This is a genomic window from Oryzifoliimicrobium ureilyticum, from assembly GCF_037199735.1.
Lineage (GTDB): Bacteria > Pseudomonadota > Alphaproteobacteria > Rhizobiales > Rhizobiaceae > Rhizobium > Rhizobium ureilyticus.
The window spans coordinates 72,499-92,153 of sequence record NZ_JBBBVQ010000024.1 but is presented as its reverse complement, the minus strand read 5'-3'; the positions used below and the strand labels follow the sequence as shown (position 1 = coordinate 92,153).

Annotated in this window: 16 protein-coding genes; 6 read left to right on the top strand and 10 right to left on the bottom strand. The window is 56.0% G+C overall.

From position 1 onward, the window contains the following. The 8 genes from VQ830_RS24585 to VQ830_RS24550 all read right to left on the bottom strand — a co-directional run. Positions 1-547 (bottom strand): 2-dehydropantoate 2-reductase N-terminal domain-containing protein (locus tag VQ830_RS24585; protein ID WP_337270802.1); only part of this gene is annotated, 547 nt, incomplete at its 3' end. Between the two features lie 36 nt (positions 548-583). Further along, a complete protein-coding gene (locus VQ830_RS24580) occupies positions 584-2,011 on the bottom strand; it encodes a mannose-1-phosphate guanylyltransferase/mannose-6-phosphate isomerase (protein ID WP_337270801.1) in 1,428 nt (475 codons plus the stop codon). A 26-nt stretch (positions 2,012-2,037) separates the two neighbouring features. Then, positions 2,038-3,459 (bottom strand): phosphomannomutase, encoded by a 1,422-nt coding sequence (locus VQ830_RS24575; protein ID WP_337270800.1) that lies wholly within the window; start codon positions 3,457-3,459, stop codon positions 2,038-2,040. Positions 3,460-3,816: 357 nt separating this feature from the next. Further along, entirely contained in the window at positions 3,817-4,251 is a 435-nt protein-coding gene (locus VQ830_RS24570) for a copper chaperone PCu(A)C (RefSeq protein WP_337270799.1), read from the bottom strand. A 220-nt stretch (positions 4,252-4,471) separates the two neighbouring features. Continuing rightward, positions 4,472-4,921 (bottom strand): VOC family protein, encoded by a 450-nt coding sequence (locus VQ830_RS24565; protein WP_337270798.1) that lies wholly within the window; start codon positions 4,919-4,921, stop codon positions 4,472-4,474. A gap of 119 nt (positions 4,922-5,040) precedes the next feature. Further along, complete coding sequence (locus VQ830_RS24560; RefSeq protein ID WP_337270797.1) at positions 5,041-5,802, bottom strand: ABC transporter ATP-binding protein; 762 nt, start codon at positions 5,800-5,802, stop codon at positions 5,041-5,043. Further along, complete coding sequence (locus VQ830_RS24555) at positions 5,799-6,791, bottom strand: FecCD family ABC transporter permease (RefSeq protein ID WP_337270807.1); 993 nt, start codon at positions 6,789-6,791, stop codon at positions 5,799-5,801. Before VQ830_RS24555 ends, VQ830_RS24560 begins: the two co-directional genes overlap by 4 nt. A gap of 44 nt (positions 6,792-6,835) precedes the next feature. Further along, the gene (locus VQ830_RS24550; RefSeq protein ID WP_337270796.1) at positions 6,836-7,861 is read right to left on the bottom strand and encodes an ABC transporter substrate-binding protein; all 1,026 of its coding nucleotides are present in this window, start codon (positions 7,859-7,861) and stop codon (positions 6,836-6,838) included. 280 nt (positions 7,862-8,141) lie between these two features. Between VQ830_RS24550 and VQ830_RS24545 the strand changes: the two genes are divergently transcribed. From VQ830_RS24545 to VQ830_RS24530, 4 genes are all read left to right on the top strand, one after another. Beyond that, positions 8,142-9,284, top strand: coding sequence for an efflux RND transporter periplasmic adaptor subunit (locus VQ830_RS24545; RefSeq protein WP_337270795.1), 1,143 nt, complete (start codon positions 8,142-8,144; stop codon positions 9,282-9,284). Then, positions 9,281-12,436 carry an efflux RND transporter permease subunit gene (locus VQ830_RS24540; protein WP_337270794.1) on the top strand — a complete coding sequence of 1,052 codons (3,156 nt, stop codon included), beginning with the start codon at positions 9,281-9,283 and terminating at the stop codon, positions 12,434-12,436. The genes VQ830_RS24545 and VQ830_RS24540 overlap by 4 nt, the downstream gene beginning before the upstream one ends. A 208-nt stretch (positions 12,437-12,644) precedes the next feature. Next, complete coding sequence (locus VQ830_RS24535; RefSeq protein WP_337270793.1) at positions 12,645-13,676, top strand: NAD(P)-dependent alcohol dehydrogenase; 1,032 nt, start codon at positions 12,645-12,647, stop codon at positions 13,674-13,676. A 181-nt stretch (positions 13,677-13,857) separates the two neighbouring features. Beyond that, entirely contained in the window at positions 13,858-14,418 is a 561-nt protein-coding gene (locus VQ830_RS24530; RefSeq protein WP_337270792.1) for a 3'-5' exonuclease, read from the top strand. On the opposite strand, the gene VQ830_RS24525 is transcribed toward VQ830_RS24530, so the two are convergent. Next, positions 14,402-15,316, bottom strand: a complete 915-nt coding sequence (locus tag VQ830_RS24525; protein ID WP_337270806.1) for a LysR family transcriptional regulator — start codon at positions 15,314-15,316, stop codon at positions 14,402-14,404. The genes VQ830_RS24530 and VQ830_RS24525 overlap by 17 nt on opposite strands. A gap of 104 nt (positions 15,317-15,420) precedes the next feature. On the opposite strand from VQ830_RS24525, the gene hglS reads away from it, so the two are divergent. Together hglS and amaB are read left to right on the top strand one after the other, a co-directional pair. Then, on the top strand, positions 15,421-16,818 hold the full coding sequence (gene hglS / locus VQ830_RS24520) for a 2-oxoadipate dioxygenase/decarboxylase HglS (RefSeq protein WP_337270791.1): 1,398 nt from the start codon (positions 15,421-15,423) through the stop codon (positions 16,816-16,818). A 39-nt stretch (positions 16,819-16,857) separates the two neighbouring features. After that, entirely contained in the window at positions 16,858-18,384 is a 1,527-nt protein-coding gene (amaB, locus tag VQ830_RS24515; RefSeq protein ID WP_438618640.1) for an L-piperidine-6-carboxylate dehydrogenase, read from the top strand. 121 nt (positions 18,385-18,505) lie between these two features. Here the strand turns inward: amaB and VQ830_RS24510 are convergent, their stop codons facing one another. Further along, the gene (locus tag VQ830_RS24510; protein ID WP_337270789.1) at positions 18,506-19,609 is read right to left on the bottom strand and encodes a saccharopine dehydrogenase family protein; all 1,104 of its coding nucleotides are present in this window, start codon (positions 19,607-19,609) and stop codon (positions 18,506-18,508) included. Positions 19,610-19,655: the final 46 nt, after the last annotated feature.

Here is a 19,655-nt window from a genome sequence, read left to right as displayed (position 1 = left end):
CGCGCATCACCTCACTGGCCCGCGCATCCTCCGTGCCGATGACGATACGGTCAGGGCGCTTGAAGTCGGCAATCGCGGCTCCTTCGCGCAGGAACTCGGGATTGGACACAACGGCAATGTCCTTGCCGGGGAATTCGTCGCGAAAAATCCGCTCGATCTCGTCGCCCGTTCCGACCGGCACGGTCGACTTCGTGACGATCACCGTAAAGCCACTAACGGCCGCGGCAATCTCGCGGGCGGCAGCATAGACATAGCTGAGGTCAGCGTGACCGTCACCGCGGCGCGAGGGTGTGCCCACGGCGATGAACACGACATCGGCAGCGGCCACCGGCGCGGCGAGATCGAGAGAAAAATCAAGACGTCCTGCCGAGCGATTATGCGCAATGATGGCTTCCAGGCCCGGCTCGAAGATCGGCACCTCGCCGCGCTCCAAAGCCTCGATCTTGGCCTCGGACTTGTCCACACAGGTCACATGATGGCCAAAATCCGCAAGGCAAGCCCCCGAAACAAGCCCAACATAGCCCGAGCCAATCATCACTATACGCATATCGTCCTCGTTCCGCGTTCGCTGGAAGCAACAGAATCAGTTGCGTCCGAATTCGTCGACGATGCGTATAATATCATCCTCACCAAGATACGACCCAGTCTGTACCTCAATCAACTCCAACATGATTTTTCCGGGATTGGCGAGCCGGTGCACTTCGCCAAGAGGAATATAGACCGACTCGTTTTCACGCAGCATCTGGACGTTTTCGCCGATGGTGACTTCTGCAGTGCCCTTCACCACGATCCAGTGCTCAGACCGATGATGATGCTTTTGCAGCGAAAGCTTCTTGCCCGGGGTCACGAAAATACGCTTCACCTGGAAACGATCTCCGTTGAAGATCGACGTATATCCGCCCCAAGGACGATAGGAGGTCGGATGCGTTTCGGTCAGTTTCGCCGTCTTCGGCAAAGAGGCAAGCAGCTTCACGATGTCGCCAACACTTTGGCTTTCCTGTAGGTGACCGACATAAACCGCGTCTTCACTTGCGATGACCGCCACATCTTCCATGCCCTGAACGGCAAGGTGAACCCCATGCGTCATGACCAGCGAGTTACGGCTATTGAGCAAGGTCGTATTGCTGGTTGCGACATTGCCCTGCTCGTCGCGATTTCCAGCCTTCCAGACAGCATCCCAGCTGCCAAGATCCGACCACTTGAAAGGCGACGGCACGACCGCAGCATTCGTCGTCTTTTCCATGATCGCATAGTCGATTGAAATATTGGGTGCCTTTGCAAAGGCCTGCGCGTCGAGACGAATGAAGTCGAGATCGCGGGCAGCTTTTTCAACGGCATCTTCCGCAGCACGCATGACCTCAGGCGCGTAATTTCGCATTTCGGACATCAGCGAGGATACTTTGAGCATGAACATGCCGGAGTTCCAATAAAAGCCGCCGGTCGCGACCATGTCCTTGGCGCGGTCGAGAGGCGGCTTTTCAATAAAGCGCTGAACTGTTCTCGCTCCGGTCGGAAGGCTGTCACCGCCTTCGATGTAGCCGTAACCCGTCGCCGGCTCAGACGGCTCAATACCAAAGGTGACGAGCTTACCGAGCTCCGCCGTCTGTTGTGCCTTCTTGACGCTGTCGAAATATGCCTGCCCGGCGACGATTTCGTAATCGGAACCCAGCACATGCATCACGACATCCGGTCCGTGAAGGTCCGAAACCAGCCGAGCTGCCGCCGCAACGGCAGGCGCCGTATTGCGACCAACCGGCTCCAAAAGGATGGCCTTGAGCGAGCATCCGAGCTCCCGCGCCTGCTCTGCCACCAGGAATCGAAACTCTTCATTGGTCAGCACGATCGGCGCTTCGTAAATCGCTGGATCAGAGACACGTTCCAGCGTGTCCTGGAACAGGGTGCGATCGCCGATAAACTGGATAAACTGCTTGGGCGCGGATGCGCGGGAAAGCGGCCAAAGACGCGTGCCTTTGCCGCCGGCCATAATCACGGGAACGATCTTTTTGGTCATGTGCCTTTTCCTTGCGATCCGTCGCGTTAGTGATTGCCGGCCCAGGACCGGATGCGGTCCAAACCGGACCTCAGAAGCGAATTTGCGGCATCCTCATCTTGCGCCTCCACATAGCAGCGCATCTCCGGCGCGTTACCCGATGGCCGGAAATGGATCACACGACCATCGGCCAGCGTCACGCGAAGACCGTCGATATCAGTTGTCGCGACAGGCTGACCGATCGGCTTCAAAAATTCCGCAAGATTTTCGTCCGAAGCCCGCAAATAAGACATCAAGCGCGCGCTGGTCTCCACAGCAAAATTTTCGAGACGATCGGCAGCAGCGACAGGCAGCGTAAAGGAAGCGGCGACCTCGGACAATGGCTTGCCGGCTTTCGCAGCAAGGCCAAGGACTGCCAGGATCGGAAGGAAGCAGTCACGCGTTGGAAGAGGCCGCAGCACGGAGTCGTTCAAGGCGATGTCCGTTCCGGTCAATGTACCGCCGTTGGCTTCGAAGCCGATGACGCGCGGGCTTCCAGACGCCACGGCGTCCTCGATACCGGCAATGACGAAGGGCGAGCCAACCTTAGTGCGGATGACGGAAAAACTTCCCGCTTTTTCAATTCCGGAATTCGACGTCACGGGCGTGACCACAGAGGTGGCATCGACAAATTTTGCAACGATAAGACCGAGAAGATCTCCTCGAAGGGGAACCCCCTTCTCATCCGCCACAAGAGGACGATCGCCGTCGCCATCTGCCGAGATGATCGCATCAAGTTTGTCGGACGCGGCCCAGCTCTTAAGGAGCTGGATTGTCTCAGACGAAACAGCTTCAGTATCTACGGGGATAAACTCGGTCGAACGACCGAGGGGCACAACCTCTGCGCCGTAATCCGCCACAATTTCGCAAAGTAGATCTCTGGCAACGGTGCTGTGCTGATAGACACCGATCCGCAGGCCAGACAAAGCTGCGCTGGTAAGAATACCCGCATTTCTATCGCTGAAGACACCGAGGCATTCCGCTGAACGATCAGCAATTTCCGTTGCGCTACTCGGCAGCTCAAAGGAGGGATCCAATTTCGCCGCTGCCGCTGAAATCGCGGCCTCATCCGTCTTGTCGATTTCGCCATCTGGCCGATAGAACTTGATCCCGTTGCGGTCGGCAGGAATATGGGAACCGGTAATCATCAAGCTGGCGGCCTGAAGATGGAGACCATAGAGAGCCAGAGCAGGCGTCGGGACAGTCCCGCAGTCGACAACCTTGAACTCAAGAGCCGCCAGAGCGTCCGCGCAATTCTTCGCTATTTCCGGGCTGGAGTCGCGAAAGTCTCGCCCTAACAGAATTATATCGCCCTTCTTCACGCGACCGCTATCAAGGAGATAGTGCCCAAAAGCCGATGCATAAAGCGCAGAAGCCCGACCCTTTAGATCGACAGAAAGGCCACGAAGGCCACTGGTACCAAACTTCATGAGATAAAGTTCTCTCCGCAAAAAGCTGCTTACAATCTAAAGGTCTTTTATGACAGCGATTTTTAACTACTATCCAACCACACCGAAAGTAAACAGGTCAACAAACAGTTTATAGCTATAGTTAATCTTTAAGTTGCCGGCAGACTTATTGCCTCAACACCTTTCAAGACTTGCGAAAGCTGAAAGGATCGACAGCAAAAAAACAATGTTGGTCTCAGCGATACAGTCAGACAATCACTGCGTCATATCCAGTAGATACACTACTACACCGCGTCATTGTCAGGAAGCGCGATGGAGACGCAACCCTTGCGAGGATTTCTTATACCGGCTGACTTCTGCGCGCATTGCCGTCGAGCGTTATGGCGTTCCCACTGGTAATTCAAGCTCGATCGCGCCTGCTTTCTCGAATGTCAGCTTTGCTTTTACCGTTTCGCCTTTCCGGAAAGGCTGCGTGACATTCATGAACATCAGATGGTAGCCGCCAGGCTTCAAGGTCACGGTCTGCCCCGCGGGAATGGTGATGCCCGCCTTCAGCTCCCGCATGGTCATCACGCCATTATCGATTTTCATCTCATGAATTTGGACCGGCGAAGCGCGATCTGAGCTGATGGAGATCAGCCGGTCGTCCTCGTTTCCATGATTGATGATGGTGAGATAGGCGCCTCCGACTTTTGCACCCGGCAGCATCGCTCTGGCGGAAAGGCCAGATAGCTCGATATTGCCGATCTTATAGTCCTGTGCCGCCGCGGGCGTAAGATTGAGGGCGGTCATGAGGAAAAGAACACCTGCCATGATAGCTATACCCCAACTGGTTCGACGTCGTGGAGGCAAGCCGACGGCTTGTCGCGCTTCAACAGAACAATTCGGGCTTATCTTGAGCATGGATAGCTACCTCGGTAACAATTTTAACGCAGATCCAGCAGACGCGGCATCCTGACGAAGCGCTGATCGATAGCAGTAAGCATCCGGATTTGCATGGGAAAAATATGATGCTGCAAAGAGCATGCGTCCATCAGCTTCGTTCGGCGCGATCTCTGCCATCAGGATATTCCGGCGGTCCCTTGATCTCAATCAGATTGCCAAATGGATCGCGGATATAGAAGGAATGACCGATGCCACGAGCCCCGCCATGCACCGCTTCGCGCTCGATTTCCACGCCATGGCTTTGAAGATGTGCCCGCAGTTCTCTATGATCGAAGGGACCAGTTGCAATGCAGATGTGATCGACGTTTCGTCCGCCCGATACAGGCGGTGTTGCCTTTTGGCCGCCAGGATGCGTCACATCCCAAAGGACGATCAAAGCCGCGCCACACCAGACCTGTTCCATACCAAGCTCAGGATATGAGAAGCCTGGACGGCAGCCTATTACATCGTGGTAGAATTCCAAGGCGGTCGCCATGTCATCAACGACGAAGACGACATGATCGATACCGACCAGCGAAAAGGGAATTGAAACTGTCATCGAAGATCCTCCGGAGCGTACCATAGCTAGTCTGCTCGCAAAGGACAGTGTCAAACCGCGATGGGCGACGGCCGGCTATAAGGGGAAACTTGGATCAATCGCAAGTCCCATGGCCTCGGCTAAGGCAGTAAGTGAATGTGCGGCCGTAGGTGGTGCGGCGAGCGTTCGACCTTTGCGTTGATGGCAAAAACTGTCTTCAGAAGACCTTCCGTCAAAACATCGTCCGGTGTACCTGCGGCGACAAGCCTGCCATTCTGCAAGATGATCAACTCATCGCAGAACATCGCTGCATGATTGAGGTCATGCAGGGCAATGATACTGGTGATGGGCAGGTCGCAGACCAACTTCATCAACGCGATCTGGTGTTGGACATCGAGGTGATTGGTCGGTTCATCAAGAAACAGTTCCTTAGGGCTCTGCGCCAAAGCCTTTGCAATATGGGCGCGCTGGCGCTCGCCGCCGGAAAGGCTTTGCCATAGATCGTTTCGTTTGCCTGACATACCGGTGCGCTCAAGAGCCTCGTTGACGGCCTCTTCATCCTCAGGCGACCAGCCCGAAAACATCGAGCGGTGCGGAAACCGGCCGAGCTTTACGACATCGACGACCCTCAGGCTTGCATTGGTGGTCGCGTGCTGTTCGACAAAAGCAACGCGCCGGGCAAGAGCGCGCCGGCCAATGAATTTCATGTCCTGATTGTCGATGCTGATTTGACCGGAGTTGGGACGCTTCAAGCCTGCAAGAATACGAAGAAGCGAGGTTTTCCCCGAACCGTTAGGCCCCAGCAAACCCAGCATCCGGCCGGGCTTTACCTCGAATGAGACGTCGTCGAGCACGGTTTTCTTTCCGATTTTCCAGACGATTTTGTCTGCTTTTATGCTCATGAGGCGCGCTGTAATCTGTAGAGAATGACGGAAAAGAACGGTACGCCGACAAGGGCAGTGACAACGCCAATTGGCAAGACTTGTTGCGGGACGAGCGCCCGCGAAGCTATGTCCGCCAAAACCATGAAGATAGCGCCAAGAACAGCGCAGGTTGGCAAAAGGCGGATATGCACCGGGCCGACGAAAAACCGTGCGGCATGCGGCACGACCAGCCCGACAAAGCCGATCGAGCCGACCATGCTGACGATCGTCGCGGTTATCATGGCTGTAAGCGAAAAGAAAAGGAGCCGCGCCCGACCAACATTGACGCCAAGTGCAGCGGCCGATTCGTCCCCGAAGGCAAAGGCATCCAGAACGCGTGCGTAGAGGAGACAGGCTAGAAGTCCGAACCCGACAATTACGGACACCAAGGCCAATTCCGGCCAGCGCACCCCGCCAAAACTTCCCAAGAGCCAGAACATGACATCTCGCGCTTGTTGAGCATTGCCTGACGTGGTCACTACATATGAGGTTGCTGCGTTGAAGAGCTGTGAGGCCGCGACACCTGCCAAAATGGTTCGGTCAGCGCCGCCACGCGTCCCATTCGAAAGCAGTGCGACGAAGAGAAAGGCAGCGAAAGCGCCGGTAAATGCACCGGCGGAAAGAGAAACTGCCCCTGCACCGAACCCAAGAATGACGATCGCAACCGCTCCTGTCGATGCTCCGGCAGAAATCCCGAGCACATAGGGCTCGGCGAGCGGATTGCGCAAAAGCGACTGCATAATCGCTCCTGACAGAGCAAGACCTGCGCCACAGAATGCAGCAACGAGCGCACGGCTCAGGCGATAGTCCCATATCACCGTCTCATAAATGCGGCTGATCTCAATATGGGTCCATCCAAGGCGGTTCGTGATCGCGGCAAATGTCGTCGAGATGGGGATCGGCAGATCCCCGATCCCAACACTGATGGCGACCACCAGAGCAATTATCAAGAGGCAAACGGGCAGCAGAAGACAGAAGACGACGACCGGCTGCGCCGTATAATCGCGTTGTCTCACTTTATAATACCGAGCGCTTTCAGCTGCGCTTCGACCTGCTCAGCGCCATAAAGAGTTCTGATCGTCGGGTTCATGGCTTGTCCATCCATAACGACGATCGCCTTGTTCTTCACGGCCGGCATCTGACTAACAGCGGGGTCCGTGTTCAGAAATTTGATCTTTGCCTCGGGCTTATCAAGCTCCCACCGGTTGCGGTCGAGGCTCGCCACGACAATCACATCCGGATTGGCGGCAATGATGCTTTCCCAGTTCAAGGTCGGCCATTCCGCGTCCGTCGTAATGGCATTTCTGCCACCAAGCAGGTCAGCGATAAAACCGGATGCGCCGTTTTTTCCTCCGACATAAGCGTCCGAAGATGGGGACTGGCTAGAGAACCAGAAGAGATAGGAAAGTGGCTTGCCATCTTTTGAAACGGTCGAGCGAAGGGTAGCCTCACGCTTTTTGAAATCCGCGATCAACGCCTGGCCGCGATCGGCAACATCGAAAATCTGTGAAAGCTCATCGATTTCCTTGTATAGCAGATCCATGTTCCAGAGTTGCGCACGGCTGCCGTAATAATCCTTGACCTTATCTGTGCTGAGGCACGTGCTCGGCGATAGATAGACCGGCACGCCGACTTTTTCGAAGTCTTCGCGTTTGGCCACCTTGCTGGCCGGTCCAACCAAGCTTGGCAAAGCAGCCGCAACAAAGTCCGGATTTTGAGCTAGAATCGTCTCAAAGGTCGGAAACTCCACCGTCAAGAGTTTAACCTTCGCATTTGCCTCGGCCAGCTCCGGCAGCACTTTGCTCGGCCAGAACGCGGTTCCAGCCATCTTGTCCTGGAGGCCAAGCAGGAGAAGGATTTCCGCACTATTTTGCCCAAGACCGATGGCCCGTTCCGGCGCCTTCTCAAACGTGATCTTCGTCCCGCAATTTTCGAGAGTAAGGGGATATGTGGTTTGCGCGGCAAAGGCAGGCTGGCCGGTCAAGGCAAACAGGGCGCAGAAGCCAGAGACGACCCGAACGATATTGTGAAACTTCATAGCGACCTCGCATGGCAAAACGACGTCCGCCTATAGCCACAACGGCCCCGACAAAACAAGACAAAAATTATCATATTTATCTGCCTTGGCGACGGAAAACGAGGCGCACTGACTAATCTGCTGTTATATTTCAATTTAGCATTGAGACGCACCTTTTTACTTTTCATCCGGAAGTAGAGGCGACCTCTTTTTTACTCGAAAGCGGCACAAGCATCTTCATCTTCATGAACCAAAAGGGGCGTTAACACGTTTTCAGGCTGGCTTCGCGGAGTTGATTTTCATGAAATTCTTTCTTTATGCCTATTCCTTTCGAAAACTGACTATTTCACTTGTATTGGCGCTGACATGTGCGACGTCTGCCGCTGCAGATGAAATAGCCGCAATCCCTGTCACGGCCATTAAGGCTAAAAGCGCGTCGATCGACCGCAACATCTATGGCATTGGTACCGTCGCGCCTCTCCAAACGGTCACGGTCAGGCCCCGCATAGACGGGCAAATTACCGACATTTCGTTCATGGAAGGTCAGATCGTCGAAAAAGGCAGTGTGCTTTTTAAACTCGACGACCGGGAACTCGTATCGGCACTTGCCTCTGCGAAAGCAAAAAAAGCGCAGGATGAAGCCCAATTGAACACTGCAACCGCCGATGCCCAGCGTTATGCGGCTTTGGCCGAGAAGGGCATCGCCTCCACTTCGACCCTTGAGCAAAAAGATGCAGCAAGCAAGCAATATGCGGCCGCGGTTCAGTATGACGAGGCGCTAATCAAGAATGCGGAAACGCAGCTCGGTTTTGCCACCGTCACCTCCCCTATAACAGGCCGTACCGGTTTCAAGCAGGTGGATGTCGGCAGCGTGATCAGCGCAAGCTCGACGGACGGCGTCGTCACCGTGACGCAGATGGATCCCATCGGCGTCTCTTTCGTCGCCCCAGGTGAAAGGTTCGGCGAGATCAGAGAGGCGCTGAAGAATGGAATTGCCGATGTCGAGGTCGGAACGACGGATGGAGCACGGCTGCTGGCTAAGGGTAAACTGACCGTCATGGACAATGCCGTTGATGCCTCCAACGGATCTATCCATCTGCGCGCGACGTTCGACAACAAGGAGGGCGTGTTATGGCCGGGTCTGCCCGTCACCACCCGTTTGGTCGTCGAAAAGCGCACCGGCATCGTTGTACCTGATAAAGCCCTTGCCCGCGGTCGTGACGGACTTTACGCCTATGTCGTCGGCCCCGACGGGAAGGTATCGAAGCGGCAGGTCAAGACTGCTTTTGTCACAGATGCGATGGCGCTTGTGACTGACGGTATCAAGGACGGCGAACAGGTTGTCATGGATGGCCAATCGCGCATTGCCGACGGCGTTAAGGTTGCCGTGACACCATGGACCGGCTCCCCCACCGGGGAAATTGCAGAAAAGGCCGCCCAATGAGCGCAAAGGAGTCTCTTCACCAGCACCACCAGCAGCCGCAGAAAAGCAACTTCTTCGATTTCTTCATTCTCCACCCGGTAGCGACGGGCTTGATCATGGCCGGCATCTTTTTGCTTGGCGCTCTCTGCTATCCCCTGATGCCAGTCTCCGCCCTCCCGCAGATCGATTTTCCCACCATTCAGATAGCGGCAAACCTTCCAGGCGCATCGCCGGAAACGATGGCGTCCAGCGTCGCGCAGCCGATCGAAGAGGCGCTGTCGCGTGTCAGCGGCATAAGCGAGATGACATCGACGAGCTCGCTCGGCACAACGTCGATCACCGTTCAGTTCGGACTAGACCAAGATATCCAAACCGCTGCGAGCGACGTCCAAACAGCTATTAGCGAGGCCTCCGGACAGCTTCCAAAGGATATGACGACGCTGCCCACGGTCAGAAAGGTCAATCCGGCGGATGCGCCGGTCATGCAGCTTTCGGCAAGTTCTGATACGCTGACCCTGCCGCAGCTCGACGAATATATCGAGAGCAATGTCGCCAATAAGATCGGCCAGGTTTCCGGCGTCGCCTATGTCAATATTGGCGGCAAACAGAAGCCGGCGATCCGCATAGCTGTTGATCCCGGGCGTCTGGCACAGGCAAATGTCACACTTGAGGATGTTCGCAGCGCGATCGGAAATTTGAGCCTCAGCGCACCGAAAGGTAACATTGACGATCCAACGCGTACCTTCCCGATCTATACCAATGACCAGATCACAAGCGCCGCGGAATGGAACGATGCCGTTATTGCCTATCGTAATGGCGGCCCGGTTCGCATCCGCGACATCGGCCAGGCGATCGACGGCGCGGAAGACAATAAGATGGCGCATTGGACCAATGGCGAGCGTGGTATCGCCCTTGATGTTTTCCGCCAACCCGGTGCCAATGTCATTGCCGTCGTCAATGCGGTGAAGGAGCAATTGCCTGCGCTTCAGGCGTCTTTGCCAAAGACGATCAAGCTGGAGCTCGTGACCGACCGCACCAATACGATCAGAGCGTCTGTCGAGGACGTTCAGTTCACCTTGATGCTGACGATCGGTCTCGTCGTGCTGGTCATCTTTCTCTTCCTGCGCAACATCCGCGCCACGATCATTCCCGTCCTTACCTTGCCAATCGCGCTCGCGGGATCGCTCGCACCCATGTGGGTCATGGGCTTCAGCCTCGACAACCTGTCCTTGATGGCACTTGTGGTTGCCGTTGGCTTCGTCGTGGATGATGCGATCGTGATGCTGGAAAACATCACAAGGCATATCGAAGATGGTCTTGCCCCATCGGAAGCGGCGCGCAAGGGCGCAGGCGAAATCGGCTTTACGATTGTGTCGATCTCGCTTTCCTTGATCGCCGTATTGATCCCTATCTTGTTGATGAGCGGCATTGTCGGACGGCTGTTCCGCGAATTTGCCGTGACGTTGACCATTGCCATTGTCATATCCGCCTTCGTGTCGCTCACCCTGACCCCCATGCTCGCATCGCGGTTTATCGGCGCGCCCGGCAGCCAGAAGCAGGGATGGTTTTATGAGGCCGGAGAGCGCTTCTTCAACAGGCTGACGGAGCTTTACGTCCAGAGCCTCGGTCCCGTGGTGCGCCACCGCTATATCACGCTCGTCATCTTTCTCCTGACGGTTGCGGCCACAGCGTACCTTTTCATCACCGTTCCGAAGGGCTTTTTCCCGGAACAGGATACCGGTTTCATCGCAGGTCTTTCCCAAGCCTCGCCCGACATCTCCTTTACAGAGATGGCGAAATTGCAAGAGCGGGTCAGCGCGATCATCCTCAAGGATCCTGCGGTTTATAGCGTCTTCATGGATATTGGCGGCGGCAACGGCGGCAACGCGCTCAATCAAGGTCACGTGAACATCACGCTGAAACCGCTCGACCAACGCGATGTGAGCGCCAAGCAGGTCATCGCAAGACTAAGCGAAGCCCTCAACGCGCAGCAGGGCATCAAGCTGTTCATGCAGTCGGCCCAGGATATCAATATCGGCGCCCGACCGGCCAAGACCCAGTATCAATTCACGCTGGAGGACGGAAACGTCAGCGAACTCGCGCAATGGGCCACCAAGGTCACGACCGCGTTGCAAGCGCTTCCCGAGCTGCGTGATGTCGGCAGCGATCAACAGGCTGAGGCGCCGAACCTGACGATCAAGATAGACCGTGCTGCCGCCACCCTGTACGGTGTATTGCCCTCGACAATCGACGATACGCTGTATGACGCGTTCGGGCAAAGGCAGGTCGCATCATACTCCACGCAGACTGACACCTTCCGTGTCGTTTTGGAAGTCTTGCCGAGTCTGCAGCGCGACATCGCGACGTTGGACAGGCTTTCCGTACGGGCTTCCAATGGGACACTGGTGCCTCTTTCGGTCATCGCAAAGTGGACGACAGACGGCGTTTCGCCGGTTTCGATTTCGCACCAGGGCCAGTCGCCTGCAGTGACCATATCCTTCAACCTTGCGCCTTCGGTCGCGCTGAGCCAGGCAACGGCTGCAATTGAAAAAGCAGTGGCGGATATGCATCCTCCGGCCTCACTGCAAACCAGTTTTGCCGGCAGCGCGAAAGCGTTCAAGGATTCGCTGTCAACCGTGCCTTTGCTCATCCTCGCATCACTCATCGTCGTCTACATTATTCTCGGAGTGCTCTACGAAAGCCTCATCCATCCTCTCACCATTCTCTCCACCCTACCCTCTGCAGGTCTTGGAGCTCTCTTGGCTCTGCAAATGGCCGGCCTCGATTTTGGCCTCGTGGCCATGATTGGCGTCATCCTGTTGATCGGCATTGTGAAGAAGAACGGCATCATGCTGGTCGATTTCGCCATACAGGCTGAGGCAGAAGAAAACCTCAGCAGCGAGCAGGCCATCATGAAGGCGGCAAAGATGCGTTTCAGGCCTATCCTCATGACCACGATGGCGGCGCTTCTGGGCGGTATTCCGCTTGCGGTCGGTCATGGCTCCGGGGCAGAGCTGCGCCAGCCTTTGGGTTATGCCATTGTCGGCGGGCTGCTGGTGAGCCAGTTGCTGACACTTTACACGACGCCGGTGATTTACTTGTTGCTGGATAAGTTACGATCTCGCCCCCGGTCCGGCATCGATGAAGCGCCGCCCGTTCCTGCAGGTTCGTAACAGCTTTCGACACATTTGAGCCGCAGTCCTATTGAGGCCATGGTCATTTCGCGCCATATCTAAGCATCGGCTCGAAGATCCGCGAGGGTTTTCGAAAAGCCTGATAGCGAGATTGAAACGGTTGGCGCGTCATCGCACGTGCTTCGATGCGCTGCCCGTTATGGCATTATCGAAGAGGGCCTGCGGCCTCTGAGCATAGGAAGACCCCATGAAAGCTTTAGTTCTCGAGCGCGTCGGCGAGTTGGCAATCCGCGACATCGATCTGCCCCGTACCGTGGGTCCGGACGATGTTAAAATTGCCATCCACACGGTGGGTGTTTGCGGCAGCGACGTTCATTACTATACCCATGGCGCGATTGGGTCCTTCATTTTGCGGGAACCCATGGTGTTGGGGCACGAGGCCGCCGGCACGGTTATCGAAACCGGTTCCAACGTGCGTAATCTGTCCGTGGGCGATCGGGTCTGCATGGAACCGGGCATCCCCAACATGTCCTCCCGCGCATCAAAGCTCGGCATCTACAATGTCGATCCCGATGTCCGGTTTTGGGCAACGCCTCCAATCCATGGCGTGTTGACGCCGGAAGTGGTTCATCCTGCTGCCTTTACGTACAAACTTCCTGACAATGTCAGCTTTGCCGAAGGTGCGATGATCGAACCTTTCGCCGTTGGTATGCAGGCCTCCACACGCGCCAAGATCACGCCTGGCGACGTCGCGATTGTGATCGGCTGTGGCCCGATCGGCATCATGACGGCGCTTGCCGCACTTGCAGGTGGCTGCTCTCGCGTTTTCGTGTCCGACCTCAGCGCCCCGAAGCTCAAGATCGCAGGCCAGTATGCTGGAATTACGCCGGTCAATATCAAGGAAGAGTCCCTCCAGGATGCGATCATGAAGGCGACGGATGGCTGGGGCGCCGATGTTATCTTCGAGGCAAGCGGAAGTCCGAGGGCTTACCAGGGGATCTTCGATCTCATGCGCCCGGGCGGCACTCTCGTCCTGGTCGGACTTCCAGTCGAGCCCGTCAACTTTGACGTTGCCGGCTCGATCATTAAAGAAGCGCGTATCGAGACGGTTTTCCGCTACGCAAACAATTTCGATCGTGCCATCAACTTGATCGCGTCAGGCAAGGTCGATCTGAAGCCTTTGATTTCCGAGACCTATGACTTCCAAGACAGCATCAAGGCATTCGAACGCGCCGCGAAGGGTCTGCCGGAAGACGTGAAGTTGCAGATCCGGCTCTAAATAGCCTTCAGGCAGAGTTGCCGAATACACCATTCATAGACGGCCATCTTCGACGGTCGTTTATGCCGTAGCTCGGAAAAACAATCATCTGGGAGTGGCAGAAAAGAGCCCAACCACCTTCACCTCGGCTTGCAAGCTCCTATCTCGTGAAGGAGAATGAAGCTGGTGTCCTGAGAAAGCGATGATTGTATTTCTTGATTTCGAAGCCTCCTCGCTGAACAAGAACAGCTTTCCGATCGAAATTGCCTGGGTGTTCGAAGACGGACGCTCACGCAGCACGCTGATTAAGCCCCTTCCCAATTGGACCGACTGGTCCGACAGGGCGCAATCCATCCATGGGATATCGAAACAAGAACTGCTGTCTGCCGGTGCACAGGTTGAGGACCTCGTCAGCGAAATGCTGGAAGTCCTGCAATCGCACGAACTTTACGCGAGCGCGCCCTCCTGGGATGGCAAATGGCTCAGCACCTTGTTACGTGCTGCCGGCAGACCGCGGCATGCACTCAAGCTTGCCAAATCCGATGATGCCTTCGCTAAGGCCGCACGGCTAATCCTGGGCGAGGATGTCTCAGACCCTGAAATCACCGAGCTTGTGAAGACGGTGATTGAAGAGAGCGAGCCGCCCGTGAAGCCGGCGCACCGCGCTCTCCCTGATGCGATGCTGGAACTGCACCGCTGGCAGATGACGAAGAACGCAGCCGCTGCCTTGCACAGCAAGAGAGCGCTTACCCAGGCGAAGTGACATTTTCCCCCACCTGCGACAAAAGCCAGGACTGGAACATATCCGCAGCCTCATTGGTCTGCTTCGTCTCCGGCCGAACGACATAATAGGCATTTTCGGTGATCATCGGCATATCCGATAATCTTAGCAGATGACCGGACCGCAGTTCTTCTTCGATCAGATAGGTGGGCAGCAGAGCGACACCTAAACCCGCAATCGCCGCCGATACGATCATCGAAAACTGGTCGAACCTGACGCCCTGATAAGCGCCGTAGCCTGGATATCCGTTCTCGTTCATCCATTCCGCCCAGAGCTTCGGTCGAGTGGTAAGCTGAAGCAGAGAGACACTCGAAAAATCCAAGTTTCGCGTTGTCTCGAACTGAGCTGCAAATTGTTTGCTGGCAACGGGAACGACCGCCTCTTTACACAGAAAGGTGGAAAGGCCCCCTGCCCAGGCAGCTTGGCCGAAATGAATTGCGAGATCGAAATGATCCTCGGAAAAACTGAACGGACGCGATCGGGACTCGATCGTCATGGCAACATCGGGATGGCCCGCCAGAAAATCCCCCAACCGCGGGACCAGCCATTTCGTGCCGAAAGTCGGAAGTGTCGCAATCTTCAGTGATTGGCGCATGTTACCGGCAGCGACAGCGCCAATCATCAAACGTTCCGACTGAGTCAGAAGTTCACGCACTTCCGGCAAGAGCCTCTGGCCGGCTTCCGACAGGATCACGCGCTGGCGCACGCGCTCGAACAGCTTGAGGCCCGTCTGCTGCTCGAGTTCGGCAATCTGGCGACTGACCGCACTTTGCGTCAGATTCAGCTCCTCTGCGGCTCGCGAGAAATTCTGATGACGCGCCGCGCACTCAAAAGCCTGGAGATTGACAATATCTGGGATCAGTCTTCGGCGCATTGTTATTCCAATTGTGCATCAACTTAATACAATGTCTCACATGACATGCATGAAACTGGGGTATATCCTTCCGAACAAGCATAATCTCGCACAATCAGAAAGGATATGCCATGACGCTGGAACATGTCTCTACGAGCGATATCCGCAGTGCATTTTCGGCAGCCATGTCCGCCATGTACCGCGATGAGGTCCCCGCTTACGGCACGCTCATGGAACTGGTGGCTCGCGTCAATAAGGAAGCTCTTGCCGCTGACCAGAGCCTCCGGGAACGCCTTGAAGCAACTGACAACCTTGAGCGCATTTCCGAGGAACGCCACGGAGCGATCCGGTTGGGAACTGCTGAAGAATTGGCGACGATGCGGCGAGTCTTCGCAGTCATGGGCATGTATCCCGTTGGATATTACGACCTTTCGACAGCCGGTGTCCCCGTACATTCTACGGCTTTCCGCCCTGTAGGAGAGGCCGCGCTGAAGCGCAATCCGTTCCGCGTCTTCACCTCGCTTCTTCGCCTTGACCTGATTGCGGATGCTGGCCTGCGGGAAGAGGCTGCGCATGTTCTGTCCAAGCGGCAGATCTTCACGCCGCAGGCCCTAGAGCTGACGGCAAAGGCAGAACAGGAAGGCGGTCTTTCGCAGGACGATGCCAATCGCTTTGTGGCCGAGGTTCTGGAAACCTTCCGCTGGCACGACAAGGCCAATGTCGATGCAGCCATGTATCATCGCCTTCACGACGCCCATCGCCTGATTGCCGATGTCGTTTCTTTCAAGGGACCACATATCAATCATTTGACGCCGCGCACGCTCGATATCGACAAGGTCCAGGCATTGATGCCCGATTATGGGATTGCCCCTAAAGCCGTGGTTGAAGGACCTCCAACACGCAAATGCCCGATCCTGCTTCGTCAGACATCGTTCAAGGCGTTGGAGGAACCCGTGTCCTTTGAAGATGGTGAAGGCGGCTGGCAAACCGGCTCGCACACGGCGCGCTTCGGTGAGATCGAACAGCGCGGCATTGCTCTGACGCCGAAAGGCAGAGCGCTTTACGATCAATTGCTGGAAGGATCGCGCCGAAAGGTCAGGCCGGCTGCGGATGGATCCAACTCTGCCGCCTATGAAGCAGCCCTCGTCGAAAGCTTTGCCGACTTCCCAGATGATTGGGCGAGCATTCGCGAAGGTGACCTTGGCTATTTCAGCTATTCGCTGACTGAAAAGGGGCGCGCACAACGCGGCTCTACTTCACAGGATGTGGACGCTCTCATTGCAGATGGTCTGATCCAGTTCGATCCGATTGTCTATGAAGACTTTCTTCCCGTCAGCGCCGCCGGAATTTTTCAGTCAAACCTCGGCGATGGGGCTCAGCAAGAGTTTCTTGCAAGCCCCAACCAGCAGCGATTTGAGGCCGATCTGGGCGCTGAGGTCCTCAACGAATTCGAGCATTATGCAGGAATGGAGCAAGCATCGCTCGATGCTTGCCTTCACGCTCTTTCGAACCGTGCCGCCGCAGAATAAAGCAGCAGCGGGAACAAGCTTACGGAGTTTTACGTGAATATGACGATGAAGCCGATGAACGTCGCAGATGAAGCCGCAGCCATTCTTGACCGGCTGGGCGTAAACAAGACACTTTATACCGGTGGCGACATGCCGGCTTTCTCGCCGGTGACCGGCCAGAAGACGGGCGATCTCAAGACCGTTTCTGCGCAAGAGGCCAAGGCAGCGATTGATAATGCGGATGAGGCCTATCGCCAGTGGCGGCTGGTTCCAGCACCCAAACGTGGCGAACTGGTTCGCTTACTGGGAGAGGAACTGCGGAGTGCAAAGGCCGATCTCGGTCGCCTCGTCTCTCTCGAAGCTGGAAAGATACCGTCGGAAGGATTGGGCGAAGTTCAGGAGATGATCGACATCTGCGATTTCGCGGTCGGATTGTCGCGTCAGCTTTACGGCTTGACGATCGCAACGGAACGTCCCGGTCACCGGATGATGGAAACCTGGCATCCGCTTGGCGTTGTCGGCATCATTTCCGCCTTCAACTTCCCGGTCGCGGTCTGGTCATGGAACGCAGCTCTTGCGCTCGTCTGCGGGAATTCTGTCGTCTGGAAGCCATCGGAAAAGACGCCGCTGACGGCGCTGGCCTGCCAGGCTATTCTCGAGCGCGCTGTAAAGCGATTTGGCGATGCGCCCGCAGGTCTTTCCCAGGTGCTGATCGGCGACCGGACAATCGGCGAAGCGCTCGTCGATCATCCAAAGGTGCCGCTGGTGTCGGCTACAGGCTCAACGCGCATGGGACGCGAGGTGGGGCCCCGTCTTGCAAAGCGGTTTGCACGCGCCATTCTGGAACTCGGTGGCAATAATGCCGGCATCGTTTGCCCCTCTGCAGACCTCGACATGGCGCTGCGCGCTATCGCCTTCGGGGCCATGGGAACAGCCGGTCAGCGCTGCACGACACTGCGGCGTCTCTTCGTGCATGAGAGCGTTTATGATCAATTGGTTCCTCGTCTGAAGAAGGCCTATGAAAGCGTTTCCGTCGGCAATCCGCTGGAAGGCGCTGCATTGGTCGGCCCGTTGATCGACAAATCGGCCTTCGACAACATGCAAAAGGCTCTCTCAGAGGCGAAGGCGCATGGCGGCTCCATCACCGGCGGCAACCGTGTGGATCTCGGTCTTGGGGATGCCTATTACGCCAAACCTGCTTTGGTCGAGATGCCGCGTCAGGAAGGTCCTGTATTGGAAGAAACGTTTGCGCCCATCCTTTACGTGATGAAGTACAGCAATTTCGAGAGTGTGATCGCCGAACACAACGCCGTCGGTGCGGGATTGTCGTCCTCCATCTTCACGTTGGATATGCGCGAAGCAGAGCGGTTCATGGCTGCGGATGGCTCCGATTGCGGAATTGCCAACGTCAATATCGGGACGTCGGGCGCTGAAATTGGCGGCGCTTTTGGCGGCGAGAAGGAAACTGGAGGCGGCCGGGAGTCTGGTTCAGATGCGTGGAAAGCCTATATGCGACGGGCAACCAACACGGTGAACTACTCAAAATCTCTGCCGCTTGCGCAAGGCGTTTCGTTCGATATCGAATAGCAACACGTTGCCTACGGAAAACGCCCGGTGCTTCGCGCCGGGCGTTTCTTTTGCAGCAAAGACCATATACTTGCTTGTTTCGCCCAAACGATCCGTTGAGCGAAACATCAACCAAAACCTGTCAGACAGCTTCTTTCATACGGGCTGCCACTGGATCATAGACACGCCCAAACCTATTGGCGAGAAGGTCGCCGAGAGCGATTTCTTCCTGTCTGACGAAGCCCTGCGATGGCAGCTTTCCCTGCGCAAGAAGATCAAGCACGGTTGTAATGCCGGCAGCAGTCGTGATCTGGATCGCGCTCATTCTCTTACCCGCGATGACACCAGAATAGACCTTGTTGGCATAAGTTTCCTGTAGGTAACGGCCGTCTTTCCATCCACAGACCGTAACGAAGATCACCACGACATCCTGGATCGTTGCCGGCAAAGCATGTTCGAAAAGGTCCTTCAGGACATCACGGCGGTTTTTCAAGTTAAGATCGTGGAGGAGCGCCTTGATGATTGTCTGGTGGCCAGGATAGCGGATGGTCCGATAGTTCATCGTGCGAACCCGTCCCTCCAGCGTCTTGGCGAGGGTACCAAGGCCGCCCGAGGTGTTGAACGCTTCATAGGTCACGCCATCGAGCGAAAACTCCTCACGCTCTTCCATGGCCGGAACCGTGACGAGCTTGCCTTCGACGATCGCCTCGCAGGGCTCGATATATTCGTTGATGAGCCCGTCCGTGCTCCAGGTGAGATTGTAATTAAGCGCGTTCGATGGATATTGAGGCAGAGCGCCGACGCGCATGCGCACGCTATCCAGGCTGTCAAAGTTCTTCGCGAGATCATTTGCGACGATCGAGATAAAGCCGGGCGCCAAACCACATTGCGGAATGAAAGCAGTTCGTGCGTCTTTGGACAGATCCTCCACTTTCTTCGTCGTCGCCACATCTTCGGTGAGATCAAGATAATGTGCGCCCGCGACGAGCGCTGCCTCGGCGATAAGACCGGTCAGATTGAATGGCGCAGCTGAGAGTACCGCAAACTTACCCTTCAGCGCAGATACGAGAGCGCCCTTGTCGGTAATATCAAGGGCAAGGGTGGAGAGCATCGGATGCCGATCAAGCTTGCCAAGCTGCTCCGCACTCCGGTCAGCCACCACAACCTCATAATCACCGCTCTCAATGAGCATCCACGCAATCGCGCCACCAATTTTCCCGGCGCCAATCACAACCACTTCTTTCATATTGTCCCCTTCAGTGCTTCGTCGGTTTGATACCGAACGATCTTGC